Source organism: Actinomadura decatromicini (assembly GCF_008121305.1).
Lineage (GTDB): Bacteria > Actinomycetota > Actinomycetes > Streptosporangiales > Streptosporangiaceae > Spirillospora > Spirillospora syzygii.
This window is the reverse complement of the sequence record NZ_VSRQ01000006.1, coordinates 12,456-27,540: the sequence shown is the minus strand read 5'-3', so window position 1 is coordinate 27,540 and position 15,085 is coordinate 12,456. Positions and strand designations below refer to the sequence as shown.

The following is a 15,085-nucleotide window of genomic DNA, read 5'->3' as shown; positions in this document are numbered from 1 at the left end:
TCACTGGTAGAGGCTGCCGGCGTTGACCACCGGCTGGGCGTCCCGGTCGGCGCACAGCACGACCAGCAGGTTGCTCACCATCGCCGCCTTGCGCTCCTCGTCCAGCTCGACCACGTTCTCCTCGTCCAGCCGGTCGAGGGCGAGCTGCACCATGCCGACCGCGCCCTCCACGATCCGCTGCCGCGCCGCGACCACCGCGCCCGCCTGCTGGCGGCGCAGCATCGCCTGCGCGATCTCCGGCGCGTAGGCCAGCCGGGTGATCCGCGACTCGATGATGTCGACCCCGGCGGACGCGACCCGCTGCGCCAGCTCCTCGGAGAGCTGCGCGGTGATCTCGTCGGCGTTGTCGCGCAGGGACGTGCGGTCGTGCGCGTCGTAGGGGAAGCTGCCCGCGATGTGCCGGACGGCCGCCTCCGTCTGGAACGCGACGAACTCGACGAAGTCGTCCACCTCGAACACGGCGCGGGCGGTGTCGGCGACCTGCCACACGACCACGGCCGAGATCTCGATCGGGTTGCCGTCCAGGTCGTTGACCTTGGCGAGGCCCGTCTCGTGGTTGCGGATCCGCGTGGACACCTTGCTCCGCTCGGTCAGCGGGTTCACCCAGCGCAGCCCGTCGTTGCGGACCGTCCCCTTGTACCGGCCGAGCAGTTGCAGCACCCGCGCCTCGTTCGGCGCGACCGGCGTGAGCCCGGCGAGCAGCACGAGCCCGGCGAGGCCGAGCACCACCCCGACCGCGATGCCCGCCGCGACCGCGGCGGTCCCGCCGGCCGCGAGGCCCGCGAGCACCGCGGCGGCGGCCAGCGCGAGCAGCACCAGCGCGAGCGTGAGCATCGTCCAGCCGCCGCGGTCCCCGGCGGGCCGCTCCCCGATCTTGGGCCGGGGCATGTCCACCTTCGTCGTCACGTCCATCCTGTCCCCCTCCTGTTGAGTTATCGTGAATCTAGCAAAGTGATATCACTTTTTTCAAACGAGGGGGTTCGCCCGTCCCGGCCTGGAGCGCGCCGGGACGGGCCGGGACGGTCACGGCGCCGTGACGAGGCCGGGCTCCTCCGGCTCCTGCGCCTCCGGGATGACCTTCGGCACGTTCCGCAGCGTGACCAGCGCGAACACGGCCACCAGGGCGGCGAGCCCGGCGCTGCACACGAGGGCGGCGTGCATCCCGTCCACGAAGGCGTTCCGGGCCGCGTCCGCGAGTTGTCCGCCGAGCGTCCCGGGCAGCCGCGCCGCCGTCTGGAGCGCCGCGCCGAGCGAGTCGCGGGCGGCGGACGCGGCGGGCGCGGGCGTCCCGGCGGGGACGTCGAGCACGTTCCGGTACACCGCGTTCAGGACGCTGCCGAGCACCGCCATCCCGAGCGCGCCGCCGAGCTCGGTCGCGGTCTCGGAGATCGCCGACGCGGCGCCGGAGCGGGCCTTCGGCACGGACGCGAGCACGGTGTCCGCGGTGACGGTCATCGCGAGGCCCATCCCGATCCCGGCCAGGACCATCGAGGGGAGCATCACCGTCCAGTAGGAGGGGTGGAGCCCGATGGTCAGGTAGATCGAGAACCCGGTCGCGGAGATCAGCATCCCGGCCGCGACGACCCGGGCCCGGCCCAGCGCGGAGATCAGCGGCGGGGCCAGCACCGCGCCGCCGACCATCGCCCCGGCCGCGCCGGGCAGCCCCGCGAGCCCCGCTTTCAGCGGCGACCAGCCGAGCGCGAGCTGGAAGTACAGCGAGAAGATCAGCGACTGCGCGACCAGCGTGAACATCGCGAACATGTTGGTGCCGATCGAGCCGCTGAACGCCGCGTTGCGGAACAGCCGGACGTCGATCAGCGGCTCCTCCAGCCGGGTCTGCCGGACGAAGAACGCCGCCAGCGCGACGGCGCCCGCCACGGCGGAGACGTAGATCTGCGCGTGGCCCGGCCCGTGCGCCGCGGCCTCCTTGATCGCGTACACCAGGCCGAGGACGCCCACCGCCGACAGCGGCACGCTCGCGAGGTCCAGCCGTCCCGGCACCGGGTTGCGCGACTCGACCAGCACGAACGCGCCCGCGACCAGCGCCACCGCCATGATCGGCACGTTGATCAGGAAGACCGAGCCCCACCAGAAGTGGTCCAGCAGCGCGCCGCCGATGACCGGCCCGAGCCCGACCGCGAGCCCGGCGACGCCGGAGAACGCGCCGACCGCCATCGTCCGCTCCTTGCCGTCGGTGAACGCCCGGCGGATCAGCGACAGGCACGACGGCATCAGTGTCGCGCCCGCGACGCCGAGCACCGCGCGGGCCGCGATCAGCAGTTCCGCGCTCGGCGCGTACGCGGTCACGGCGGACGCGGCGGCGAACAGCGCCGTCCCCATCAGCAGCAGCCGCTTGTGCCCGATGCGGTCGCCGATGCCGCCCATGGTGATCAGCAGCCCGGCGAGCGCGAAGCCGTAGGCGTCCGCGATCCACAGGATCTGGGTGGACGACGGGTGCAGGTCGGCGCTCAGGTGCGGCACGGCCTGGTTGAGCGCGGTGAGGTCGATGTTCGGCACCAGGGCGACCAGGAGGCAGATCGCGAAGGTGCCCCACTTGCGGGCTGAGGTGTTCATGCGGCAAATGTCGCGGGCGGCGCTGACCGTCCACGCACCGTCCGCTGACGACCCGCCCGCACGACCGTCAGCGCCCCGCCGACCCGCACCGCCAGGCGGCCAGGCGGTCAGGCGGTCAGGCGGGGAGCGGTCAGGCGGGGGAGCGGTCGGGCGGTTCAGGCGGTCGGGCAGTTCAGGTGGGGAGGCCGTCGGCGCGGGCCAGGGTGAGCGCTTCGCCGAGCGGGAGGGCGGCGCCGCGGCCGAACTCCGCGTCCCAGACGTCGTCCGGGAGAGCGTCCCTGACCTGCGATGACACGGGCGCGACCGCGGGGTCGGCGGGGAGCCGCCCGCCGTTCGCGGCGGCCGCGGTGCCGAGCAGCAGCGCGGCCCGGGGCGCGTCGCCCTCGGCGAGCGCCACGGCCGCCAGCCCGGCCGCCGCGAACGCGCGGTGCCGGAAGACCGGATGGTCGAACGCCGTGTCCAGCGACTCGTGCAGCAGCTCGCGCGCCCGCCCCGCGTCGCCCTCGGCGAGCGCGACCCAGCCGAGCCCGGTCAGCGCCGTCCCGCGGACCGCGACGGCGATGAACCGCTCGGACGCGTACCCGGTCAGCGCCGTCTCGTACAGCCGCCGCGCGCCGGGCAGGTCGCCGCCGAGCCGCGCGACGTCGCCGAGCCCCTGGTACCCGCCCGCGACCTTGTCCGGCGTCCCGGCCCGCCGGGCCAGCTCGACGCCCCGCTCGAACGCGGCCCGCGCCTCGTCCAGCTCACCGCCGTGCAGGTGGACGTAGCCGCGCTGGTAGAGCAGGTCGGCGGTGTCCTCCAGCGCGCCGAGCAGCTCCATCTGCCCCAGCGCCTCGTCCAGCAGGGCGAGCGCCCGCTCCCGGTCGCCGCGCCAGTCGGCGATCTGCGCGAGCGTGTCGAGCGAGTTGGCCGCGCCCCACCGGTCGCCGCACGCGCGGAAGCCGCGCGCCGCCTCCGCGCAGGCGCGCTCCGCCCCGGCCATGTCCCCGGCGAACTGGGCGACGAAGCCGTCGCTCATCTTCACGAGGGCCCGCGACCACGGGTCGTCCCCGATCTGCTGGGCGAACACCGCGTTGTCGGTGCGCTCGGGCCCGGCCGCGAGCGCCCACATGACGATCGCCACCGGGTACCGGAGATGCCGCCGGATGCCGTGCACGACCGTCTCCGCCCGGTCCAGCCACGCCACCGCCTGCTCGCCGGACACGCCGCCCGACACGGCGTTCGTGACGCAGAGGACGTACTCCTCCTCCAGCCCCTCGGGGGGATCGGCGCCGACCTCGTCCAGCAGCGCGGCCGCCAGCGGCGCCCCCTCCACCCGGCCGCGCAGCCACCAGTACCACGACAGCGCCGCGTTCAGCTGGAGCGCGAGCACCGGGTCCCGCCGGATCGAGCGGCGCAGCGCCGCGTGCAGGTTCCCGTGGTCGGCCGCGAGCAGCGTCAGCCACTCCAGCTGCTCGCCGCTCCGCAGCAGCGGGTCGGCGCGCCCGGCCAGCGCGAGGAAGTACTCCGCGTGCGCCCGCTCGAACCGCTCCGTCTCCCCGGCCTCGGCGAGCCGCTCCGCGCAGAACGCCCGGACCGTGTCCAGCATCCGGTACCGCACGCCGTCGCTCTGCAGCAGCGACTTGTCGGCGAGGCTCGCGACCGCGTCGGCCGCGTCGTCGTCCCGGCACACCCCGGCCGCCGCCTCCAGCGTGAACCCGCCGGAGAACACGGTCAGGCGGCGGGCGAGGGTCTGCTCGGCCGCGTCCAGCAGGTCCCAGCTCCACTCGACGACGGCGCGCAGCGTCTGGTGCCGGGGCGCGGCCGTCCGGTCGCCGCGCGACAACAGCCGGAACCGGTCGTCCAGCCTGGTCGCGACGTCCCGCACCGGCAGCGACCGCAGCCGCGCCGCGGCCAGCTCGATCGCGAGCGGCAGGCCGTCCAGGGCCCGGCAGATCCGCAGCACGTCGCGGACGTTGCCCTCGTCCACCGCGAAGCCGGGGCGCACCGCCTCCGCCCGGTCGAGGAACAGCCGCACCGCCGGGTACGCCGCGACCTCCCGCGCGGGCGCGCCCTCCGGCGGCAGCTCCAGCGGCGGCAGCGGGCGCAGCGCCTCGCCGGTGATCCCGAGCGCCTCCCGGCTGGTCGCGAGGACCCGCAGGTCCGGGCAGGCGCTCAGCAGCCGGTGCGCGAGGCCCGCGACGGACGCGACGACGTGCTCGCAGTTGTCCAGGACGAGCAGCACGCGCCGCCCGTCCAGCGCCGTCCGGACCCGCTCCACGGCGTCCGGCGCCCGCCCGCCCGGCGCCGGGCGCATCCCGCCCTCGCGCAGGCCGAGCGCCCCGAGCAGCGCCTTCGGCACCTCGTCCGGCGCGACGGGCGCGAGGTCGACGAAGCACACGTCGCCGCGCTCCCGCCCGGCCGCCTCGACCGCCAGCCGCGTCTTGCCCGCGCCGCCCGGGCCGAGGAGCGTGACCAGCCGCCCGTCTGCGAGCATCTTGCCGACCCGGCGGAGCTCCTCGTCCCGCCCGACGAAGCTGGTGAGCTGCGCCGGGAGGTTGGCCCGCGGCTCCCCGTCCTCGCTTCGGTCGCCCCGGAGGATCGCGAGGTGCACGTCCGCGAGCTCCTTGGACGGGTCGGCGCCCAGCTCCTCCGCGAGGATCCGCCGCCCGTCCTCGAACACCGCGAGCGCCTCCGCCTGCCGCCCGCACCCGTGCAGCGCCCGCATCAGCAGCGCCCGCGCCCGCTCCCGCAGCGGCCGCGCGTCCACGAGGTCGCGCAGCGGCGCGACCACCGCCTCGGCGTCCCCGGTCGCGAGCCGCGCCGCGCCGTACTCCTCGACGACCGACGCCCGCTCCTCCTCCAGCCGCGCCGCCTGCGCCTCCGCGAACGGCGCGCTCACGTCCGCCAGCGCGGGCCCCCGCCACAGCCCGAGCGCCTCCGCGAGCAGCTCGGCCGCCGCGTCATGCCGCCCGGCGGCCAGCTCCCGCCGCCCGTCCCGCGCCAGCCGCTCGAACCGGAGGGCGTCGACGTCGTCCTCCCCGGCCACGATCCGGTACCCGGCCGGACGCCCCTCGACCAGCGCCGCGTCCCCGAGCCCCCGCCGCAGCCGCGACACCTGCGACTGCAGCGCGTTCGCCGCTCCGCTCGGCGGCTCCGCCCCGTACAGCCCGTCGATCAGCCGCTCGGCCGGCACGACGCGCCCCGCGTCCAGCAGCAGCATCGCGAGCAGCGCCCGCACCGTCGGCCCGCCCACACCGGCGACCGCGCCGCCGACCCGAGCCTCAACCGGCCCCAAAACCCCGAACCGCATCCCCCAATCCTCCCGCACGATCGGTCCGGCCGAGCTCGCGGGAGGCGCGCGCACGTGACCGGGATCCAGGCCGTCACCGCCTCCAGCAGGGGCCTGGCAACCGCTCACCTCTCGCCTTTCGTCAGGCTTCAAGCGGCGGTATCAGGGTTCCGAGGAATTCCTGGGTCTCAGGGTCCGTTGCGTAAAGCACCGTGCCGTGTAGCCCTCGGGTCAGAAGAACCTTATAGACGTTACGCACCAGGCGGTCGAACTCTTCGGCGGGAACGATTCGCGGTGACGTGAGACCCAGTTTCGGATCGAGGTTGCCTGCGCGTTGGGGTGAAAGCCGGCCGCGTCGAGCTACGAGATCTGGTCCGATGATGACGCCGGCCCAGTCGAACTCGAGCCCCTGAGTGGTATAGATACAGCCGATCTGGTCGAAGCCCCCGTCCTTCGTGGCCCACAGTTTACTTGGCGGAGCCTCGCCAACGCGTGAATCCGATCTCACGTTCCAGGGACGCATCCAGTTGCCGATCTCAACATCGGGAACCAGCGACTTGTCCTCGCGGGGCGCGCTCCATTTCCAGCAGAAACCGGCCGTGATCCTGGCAGACCAGCCCTCCGAGAGTCTCGTCCGCAAGTAGTTCTCCATCTGCGCCGGAGACTGTGCCAGGTAGAGCCCGAAGGACGGGTCACCTGTCCAGCGGACAGGCTGCTCTTGGGCGTCCCAGGCGCCCTCCTCGTCTCCCAACGCCAACAGCCGCCGGACCCAAAGGTCGTAGGCGGCACTTCCGCCGCAGCGCCATTGCCCGGTGAGGTTGACGTGCTGGAAGGGGATCGACAGGCTCTGTGCGTATGTCTTGATCGCATGGACGGAGCCGAGTTCTCCCGGCGTGACCGCCTGGTTCTCGTCGAGAAAGAAGACCGGAACACGGGCGGCGTTGATCATCGATTCGATCTGAGGTCTATCGCTGTTCTTGGCCGGGTCCCATCGAACTCTGGTCTTGCTCCGTGATCGGTGGGCCTCGTCCACGATCAGGACATCGAGATCGTTCTGAGGTTTCGGTGCGTAGTCCGACGTAAAGGTAAAGAGTTTTGCCTGGTCCTTTCCCTTTGCGACATATGACCGAAGAGTATGGGTGAAGGCGCTGGAGCCCGTCGCGTGGCACACCCGGCGTCCGGTGCTGAGCAGTTTCGCCATGAGTTCCAAGGCAATGGCGCTCTTGCCGCTTCCGGGCCCACCGGAGATGATGACGATGCTTTTCGAGTTCGCGCGGAAGGCGGTGTCCACAGCATGGAAGACCGCTCGATATGCCTCGATCTGCCGGTCGAGTAGAATGAAGCCGTCACGGCCCTTCAACGTCAACCGCGCCTGTTCGAGAAGGTCAGGGCGAGGTGCTATCCGGCTGTTGAGGAGCCGGTCCGCCGCCTGCGCCCCCGATGAGGGCGCGAACCGCCCCTGCAGGTAGCGCAGGAACTCGCTGCGGTCTGATTGTGTGAACAGACCGATCTTCTTTTCCTCGGCCAGCCCGACCAGCTTGTCCGCCTGATGTTTCGGCATATAGTGCAGATAGACAAGCGCCTTCACCGCGTCCGGGTGATCCTCGACGGTTTGGCAATAGGCGGCTATCTGCTTGCGGTAGCTTTCCGCCTGCAGAGCGGGATGCGCCGACGGCTTCCGATTCGGAGCCCAGACCACCTGGGTCTCATCGTCTTCGTAGAAGTCTACGTTACTCCACTGCTTTAGTTCTACAATGACGAACGCGTCGCCTCCGGTGTATGGATCGACACCCGCGATAACCACGTCAGCCTGGCTTTTGGGCTAGTGCGGCATCGGGTATTCGACCAACACTTCGACTTGGTGAAGGCCGGCGTCCATGAGATCGCCGGCGAGTGCGGTCAGGCTGTTGCGCCAGGCCCGTTTCTCCGCGGCGGTCGCCGTGCGCTTGGTCTGGGCGCGCAAAGCTGTCGCGATCCGGTCGACGAACGCCTCATTCGCCGCGGAAGGGGCGCTGGCGAGTGCCTTGAACAGCGATTCGGCGGATGACCGGTAGGCGGGCTGTGGCGGCGCCGTCATGAATGACCCCAGGTGACGAGAGGAGATGCGGGGCGACAAATGTCGTAATGTGCCGATATTATCGGACAACCTTAATGGGGGCAAATGGGACTGTGTGTGCGAAGGTGCAGGTCAGCCCTTTGAGGACGCGGCGTTGATCGGCCGGCCCTGGCCACCGGCGATCGTTGGTTGGGATGGCGTCCTGGGGCGGTCGGACCTCATGGGCTGTCGTTCGTCAGCGATCGCCGTCTTGCTTTAGACGTGGATCCGCGGGGCAGGGCAGGCGCGAGTAGGGAGGATCAAATCCGCTCATCGCGGCGCGGAAGGTTCAATGAGGAGCCTTCTTGGCCGTCCCCTTGAAGGTGCTGGTGTCGTAGCGGCGCTCGTTCTCGTCTATTTTTTGGTGAGCCGCCTGAAGTAGATCGATTTCGAGAAGGTCGGCTAGTCGGACGGTATATAGGAAAACATCCGCCAACTCTGCGCGGACTCGATGGGCAAGCTCTTGATCCTCCATGACCGTCGCCGACTCTTCAGGAGTAAGCCACTGAAACTCCGATATGAGCTCACCTGCCTCGCCGACAAGGGCCATTGCGAGGTTTTTTGGCGTATGGAACTGTTCCCAGTCTCGTTCGGCGGCGAACGTCCGAAGCCGCTCTGCGAGATGATCGATGTTCGTCATCGGTGCAGGGTACAACCGCATTCGGTCGTACTTCTTGGCAGAGAGGCCGGCGGGGCAGCCGAGTGGCCGGCTCAGTTGACCTGTGACAGCCGCGTCGTCAGGCCTTGCGTGCTCGTCAACCTCACCGGATGCAGATACGCCGAGGTGCGTGGATGTGAATTCGGTCGACCCGCAGAAGCTGTCGGGTGTCATGATTTCGGGTGGTGGCATGGCCGATTGTGTGAATCGGATCAACCGGAGGTGGGCGCTAGGGTGAGATCGTTCGCGTCGGCGGAGGGAGTGCTGTGTCGAGCGATGCGACGGTGACCGCGGCCGATATCGCCCGGCTGGCCGCGGTGGGGCGGGCCGCGGTGAGCAATTGGCGTCGCCGCCATGACGACTTTCCCCAGCCCGTCGGCGGGACGGCGGCCAGTCCGACGTTCTCGCTCGCCGAGGTCGAGGAGTGGCTCCGCGGTCAGGGCAAGCTGTCTGACTCGCCCGTCCGTGAGCGCGTCTGGCAGACGCTCCGGCAGGCGGCCGCCGGGGACGTCGAGCTTGCCGACGTGCTGACTTTCGCGGGCGCGTTCCTGCTCCATCTCCGCGCGCACCCCGAATTCGAGGTGGCGGACGTCCCAGACGGGCAGCTTGAGCGCTCTCTGCGCGAACATCTTGATGAGGTGCCGCCGTCCGCGGTGCCCATCGCGCGCGCTCTCTCGCCGCTCGTGGACGAGCTAGGTGTCGCCGACACGTTCGACTTCCTCCGCACCCGTTATCTGGAGCACCACAGCCGTCGCGTCTACCTCACCCCTGAGCCAGTGATACGGCTGATGCTCGAACTCGGGGGACCGGCCAGGACCGTCCTGGATCCCGCGTGCGGCACCGGTGCGTACCTCAACCTGGCGAACGATCTGTTCAAGGACGTGGAGCTGCTTCTCGGTCAGGAGATCGACGAGACGACCGCGCGTATGTCCGCCATCCAGTTGGCGTTGCGCGGTGCCCCGGCCGAGGTCCGCCCAGGCGACTCGCTCCTGGACGACGCGTTCCCTGGGCAGACGGTCGATCTGGTGGCGACCAACCCGCCCTTCAACGACCGGGGTTGGGGCTACGAGCAGTTGACCGGCGACCCGCGCTGGGAGTACGGGCTGCCTCCGCGCATGGAGTCGGAATTGGCGTGGCTTCAACATGGGCTCGCCCACACACGCCCTGGCGGGACGGTCGTCATCCTCATGCCTCCGGCCGTTGCGAACCGCCGTTCCGGACGTCGTGTCCGTGCAGAACTTCTTCGCCGTGGCGCCTTGCGTGCCGTCATAGGACTGCCGCCCGGTGCGGTGCCGAACATGGCCGTCGCGCTGACCGTGTGGGTTCTTCGGCGTCCGTCCTCTGGAGACCAGCCCGCGGACGACGTGCTGATGGTCGACACGTCGTCCGACCCGGAGAACTTCGGGAAAATCGCGCTCGACGCGTACCGCCGCTACCTCAAGGGAAAGGACGACCGGACGGATTCCAGCGTCGTCGTCCGCATCATCGACCTATTGGACGACGAGGTTGACCTCACACCCGCCCGCTACCTTCCCCAACGGACAATGCCCGCGACGGAGGGCTCGTTCGACGCCGCCCGCGAACTCCTGCAGAAGAAGGCCACGGAACTGCCCCAGACCATCGCGGAACTGTCCTCGCTCAAGCGCGCCCCTATGCGCACTGACCTTCCCATGACGACTTTCGGTGAACTCGCCAAGGCTGGTGTGCTGCAGATACTGCGTCCCCCTCCCCGGATACGGATGGGCGGGGCGGGCACGGTTCCCATGCTGACCATCGACGACCTCGCGCAGCGTAGGGACGCCACCGGGAGGGCCGCGCCAGACGACGGCCACGTCTGGATCGAGCAGGGGGACATCGTCGTCTCCCTGGCCGCCCGCCGTCCGGCCGTGCGCGTCATGAGCGTGGACGGGCCGATCCTCGGCCCCGGACTGGCGCTCGTCCGGGTCGACCCCTCCCGGACGGATCCCGACTTCGTCGCGGGCTGGCTGCTCCTCGGCGCACAGGGCGCGCGGCTCCGCAGCTCCACCTCGTCCGCCCGGTTCGACCTCCGCCGCGCCCGCCTGCCCCGCCTCACCCTCGTCGAGCAGACCGTGCTGGGATCGGCGTTCCGCGCGCTCACCGAACTGGAGGCCGCCCTCCGCGAGACCCACGAACTGGGCGCGGACGTGCTGCGCCTCGGTCTCGAAGGGCTGGGCGCCGGAGCCCTTCGCCCGCCCGGCTGACGCGAGTACGCTGCGTCCACGGGCCGGAGGAGGTGGGAGTTGCGGCGGGGCGATCTCCTCGGGGAGCGCGAGCGGTACGAGCTCGACCAGGCGATCGGACGCGGCGGCATGGGCGAGGTCTGGCGCGCATACGACCGGTTCCTCGACCGGCGCCTCGCGGTGAAGTTCACCCGCGTCATGGACGACGCCCTTGTCGGACGTTTCGAGCAAGAGGCCCGCAGCACCGCCTGGTTCGAGCATCCCGGCGTCCCCACCGTGTACGACTTCGGAAGTCACGACGGCTGCTTCTACCTCGTGATGCAGTACGTCGAGGGCATGACGGTCGACCATGTCCTGGACGCGCAGGAACGGCTCTCCGTTTCGTGGGCCGCGCTCATAGCCGCCCAGGTGTGCGCGGTGCTGAACGTGGCGCATCGCCGTCCGCTCGTGCACCGCGACCTCAAACCGAGCAATCTGATGCTCTGCCCTGACGGCTCGGTGAAGGTGCTCGATTTCGGTGCCGCTGTGGGGCTCGGGCCAGGCGACGTGCGGCGAACGACCACCGGATTGGGCGCGCCCTACACGCCGGGCTACAGGGCGATAGAGCAGGTGTACGGAAGCCCAGGCCCGCAGAGCGATCTGTACTCCCTCGGCTGCGTCTTGTACGAGATGCTCACGGGTCGCAAGGTCTTCCTAGGCACGACGCCCTACGAGGTGATGCGCCGCCACGAGGACGAGGACCCGACCCCAGTTCGCGATCTGCGTCCCGACGTTCCCCCTGGGCTGGACGCACTCGTCCTGCACCTCCTGGCCAAGCAACCGGGCGACCGGCCAAGGAACGCCGACGAGGTATACAACCGACTCCTGGAATTCGTCTCGTTACTGGAACCCCTTCCGGGAATCATCGACACGATTGCTCCGCAACACCATTACGCCCATGCGATCAGCCGGATCAAGGTAACCGGTACGGCCCCCTTGGCTCGCCCCAAAGAACCTGCCGGACTGCCCACCATCGACGAGGTCGTCCAAGCGCGCACTGAAGCGGCCCACCTGGCCAGTGAGGGCCGTTACACGCAGGCCGCGGAGCTCCTCTCCGACCTGACCGGACCGGCTGGCCTGGCATTGGGCGACGAAGACCCCGAATACATGGGGATGCGCCTTGACCTGGCCGAGGTCCTGTTCCAGGGCGGCGACTACCGCCGGGCCGTCCACGCCTACCGTGCCGCCGCCGTGACCTTGGCCGAGTGGTACGGCCCGGACGACCCGCATGTCCTGATCTGCCGCGAGCAAGAGGCCGTCTGCCAAGCCCATCTGGGAGCCACGGCCGTCGCCCTCACCCATTTGCAGGAACTCCTGGACGACCTTTCAGGCGGCAGCCCCCACGAAGCCCTGACCCTTCGCGTCCGCGAACGGGTAGGACGTCTCAAACTCGCCGCGGGCCGGGTGGGCGAGGCACGCAAGGAACTCACCGAACTCCTGGCCGACCTGACCGCCCGCTTCGGCACTGGCCACGCCCAGATCCCCGGTCTCCGCGCGCTGCTCGACGACCTGGCCCAGGATTAGGCCACCCCGGGCAAGAACGGGCTCGGCGAGCCCGCGAACGACACGTACAAATTGTCGCGAGCCCGTGTCGAGGCCACGAAGAGCAGGCAACGCTCCTTTTGGACGTCCTGCGCGTGCGCCTTGGCGTCCTCGTCCTCCGGCGTGATCGCGTGGGACGACGGCATCGCGTTCTCGTCGGCCCCGATCACCGCGATGCACCGGAACTCCAGGCCTTTCATCTTGTGCATCGTTCCGACCTGTACACCCGGTGACTTGCTGGGCACCTGATAGGCGGTGACACCGTTTTCCTTCAACCGCTTGGCGGCTTTCCGCACCATCCACATGTACCGGGTGGCGACGCCGATCGAACCGGCCTCCACGCCGTCCTCGACCCAGGCGCGCACCTGTTCGACGAGACCGTCCAATTCGGCGTCCAGGTCCGGATACGCCTTCACCACAGGACGCCGCCCGTGCATCGGCGACCGATAGCCGTCCAATGTGTCCGCTGAATCGTCGAGCCCCTGCGCGGGAGAGCGCCCCAGCAAAGGCACCGACCAGGCCAGGATCTCTTGCGTGGTCCGATAATTGAGTCTCAGTTTGGTGCTGCGCCCGCGCACGTTGATGCCGAGGCTGGTCAGCGAGACGTGACTGTCGTAGATACGCTGATGCGGGTCCCCGACGATGAAGAGATCATCGGGCCTCTCAGGGACGAGACGCCTCAGCAACCGCCATTGCGTCGTGTGGATGTCCTGCGCCTCATCGATGATCACATGGTCGTATTCGGGTCCCGACACCAGATCGGCGGCCTCGTTGGCGAGCTGGTGGAACGTCGACCTGCCTGCGGCGGCCAGCCCGTCCACCACCTGGTGGACGGCCCGCCACACCACCGCGCGCTGCGCCTTTCCGAGCGGGACACCGCGTCCGGCGCGGGTGCACGCCAGATAGTCGCCCTCGGTCTCCAGGCCCTGCGCGAGGATGATCTGCTCCCATTCCCGCTCCAGGAACGTTCGCGAGAAGGGCGTGCCCTCCGCCGCCTCGTCCCAGAGCGGATCGAGAACGTCCGACCCGGCGATTCCGGGCTTGTGATGACGTCCGACGATCCCGTAGGACACGGCATCGACGTTCTTCACCTGAATGCGCGCCCTGATCTCGGCATCCTCCACGAGCAGGGCGAGTTGCCTCTCCAGCGCCTCCGCAAGGTTCCGCGTGAACGTCGTCAGCAGGACGCGCCCGCCTTTCGACGCGAGGAACTTCGCCCGATGAAGCGCGGTGACCGTCTTCCCCGTCCCGGCCCCGCCCGTCACCTGCGCGGGCCCCGAATAGGACGGCCGGAGCGCGACCCGCCGCTGCACCGGATGCAGGAATACCCGCCACATGTCGAACGGGTGGGCGAGGATGTCCCGCAGTTCCTCCGGGCCGTTGACGAAGACGACCTTCCCCGGCGTCCGCCGCATCGCCGTCACCAGGTCGTCGGGGTCGACCGCGGCCGGCTTCTCCTCGACCGTGAGGTATTTCGCGACCTCTTCCCATGCCTGCTGGACATTCATGCCCTGTGCCAGTGCCAGCAGCGCCATGTACTGCGGCTCCGGCAGGAATTTCTCCAAGGCCAGCAGATGCGAATCCTCGGTGAGCAGCCGGACGATCGGGATCAGCTCCCGGTCGATTCCCAGCCGCAGCAGATCCTTCTCGAAGACGTGCCCGAGCAGCCGGAAGACCGTCCCTTCCGCTGCCGTCGCCAACGCCGGGGACATCTCCTCCAGCGCCTGCTGGTCCCGGACCTCCAGCACGCCGATCGCCCGGTTCACCGAGAACTTCCTGCTCCTGGCCCACGCGATCGCGTCGTCATGCGGCATCACCGCGAGCAGGCAGTAAACGTCCCCTTTATCCGGGGCCAGCACAACACCGCGCCAGAACTGGTCGATCCTTATCGTGTGGATCCGCGGGTCCTTGGCATTGTTGAGTTTCTCCAGATGCAGCCCAGCGTGGGTATGCTCGGCGAACTTGGCGATGGCGGCGTCCACGCCCTTCCGCACCTTCGGCTCCAACTTCGCGTACTGCGGCATGAACGAATCCGCAATAGCAAGCTGAGCCACCCCGCACCACCCCTTGAATCACCGCCAGGCCCGAACATCCTAGGAGCGCCTCGTCCTGCCGATGCCGGAACACCGCCCGACAACCCCGGCCACCTCCGGACACAGCCTCTCCGCTAAGGCGCAGCGCTGCGCGCCAGGTCGCCGCGCCTGCGCCTCAGATCTCCGCGACGGATGCGGCGGACGCCTCCTGCCGCCGCGCGGCGAGCCACTTCTCGGTGTAGGCCGTGACGTCCTCGATGAACTGTTCCAGCCCCGCCCGATCGAACCCAGCTTCCGCAACGAGATACATAAGGACGAAGACCTCGGCATAAAGCACGGCCTGCACATCCTCCGGCCCCTCCGGGCTGATCGGGGGTGCGTCGATCGCGTGACGGATCAGGTTCTCCGCGACGATCGTGTCGATCAGGTACGCCGCCTCCCCGGCCTTGATCCGCAGATCGGCGACGAAACGGACGACCTCGCCCACGGTGTAGGTCGGGGAGAACCTGCGGCGCACCGCGACTGAGAAGGCGCCGTAGAGCAGCGTCATATAGCCGGCCGCAGTCTCGTCGTCCACCTGGATGACGTCTTGCAGAGGCAGCCACGCCTCGGGACCCTCCAGCAAGAAGGACCGCAACGCGAGGATGTTCTCTTCGCGAATTTCGACCACCG

10 protein-coding genes are annotated in these 15,085 nt (G+C 69.7%); 2 read left to right on the top strand and 8 right to left on the bottom strand.

The features are described from left to right. The 6 genes from FXF68_RS26515 to FXF68_RS44815 all read right to left on the bottom strand — a co-directional run bounded on the left by FXF68_RS26515 (position 1) and on the right by FXF68_RS44815 (position 8,772). Positions 1-912 carry an SPFH domain-containing protein gene (locus FXF68_RS26515; RefSeq protein ID WP_148763813.1) on the bottom strand — a complete coding sequence of 304 codons (912 nt, stop codon included), beginning with the start codon at positions 910-912 and terminating at the stop codon, positions 1-3. Between the two features lie 111 nt (positions 913-1,023). Next, positions 1,024-2,574 carry an MFS transporter gene (locus FXF68_RS26510; protein WP_148763811.1) on the bottom strand — a complete coding sequence of 517 codons (1,551 nt, stop codon included), beginning with the start codon at positions 2,572-2,574 and terminating at the stop codon, positions 1,024-1,026. 172 nt (positions 2,575-2,746) lie between these two features. Further along, positions 2,747-5,866 carry an AfsR/SARP family transcriptional regulator gene (locus FXF68_RS26505; RefSeq protein WP_187438127.1) on the bottom strand — a complete coding sequence of 1,040 codons (3,120 nt, stop codon included), beginning with the start codon at positions 5,864-5,866 and terminating at the stop codon, positions 2,747-2,749. Positions 5,867-5,987: 121 nt separating this feature from the next. Beyond that, positions 5,988-7,649 carry a DNA/RNA helicase domain-containing protein gene (locus FXF68_RS26500; RefSeq protein ID WP_148763807.1) on the bottom strand — a complete coding sequence of 554 codons (1,662 nt, stop codon included), beginning with the start codon at positions 7,647-7,649 and terminating at the stop codon, positions 5,988-5,990. An 18-nt stretch (positions 7,650-7,667) separates the two neighbouring features. Further along, entirely contained in the window at positions 7,668-7,922 is a 255-nt protein-coding gene (locus tag FXF68_RS26495) for a hypothetical protein (protein ID WP_148763805.1), read from the bottom strand. Positions 7,923-8,229: 307 nt separating this feature from the next. Continuing rightward, positions 8,230-8,772, bottom strand: coding sequence for a nucleotide pyrophosphohydrolase (locus FXF68_RS44815; RefSeq protein ID WP_425458617.1), 543 nt, complete (start codon positions 8,770-8,772; stop codon positions 8,230-8,232). A gap of 92 nt (positions 8,773-8,864) precedes the next feature. Between FXF68_RS44815 and FXF68_RS26485 the strand changes: the two genes are divergently transcribed. After that, positions 8,865-10,820, top strand: coding sequence for an N-6 DNA methylase (locus FXF68_RS26485; protein WP_148763803.1), 1,956 nt, complete (start codon positions 8,865-8,867; stop codon positions 10,818-10,820). A gap of 39 nt (positions 10,821-10,859) precedes the next feature. Further along, positions 10,860-12,362, top strand: coding sequence for a serine/threonine-protein kinase (locus tag FXF68_RS26480; RefSeq protein ID WP_222870101.1), 1,503 nt, complete (start codon positions 10,860-10,862; stop codon positions 12,360-12,362). Here FXF68_RS26480 and FXF68_RS26475 read toward each other — a convergent pair. Both FXF68_RS26475 and FXF68_RS26470 read right to left on the bottom strand, forming a co-directional pair. After that, on the bottom strand, positions 12,359-14,362 hold the full coding sequence (locus FXF68_RS26475; protein ID WP_246178952.1) for a UvrD-helicase domain-containing protein: 2,004 nt from the start codon (positions 14,360-14,362) through the stop codon (positions 12,359-12,361). The two genes, FXF68_RS26480 and FXF68_RS26475, sit on opposite strands and share 4 nt — an antisense overlap. 226 nt (positions 14,363-14,588) lie before the next feature. Continuing rightward, positions 14,589-15,083 (bottom strand): hypothetical protein, encoded by a 495-nt coding sequence (locus FXF68_RS26470; protein WP_148763799.1) that lies wholly within the window; start codon positions 15,081-15,083, stop codon positions 14,589-14,591. Positions 15,084-15,085 lie beyond the last annotated feature (2 nt).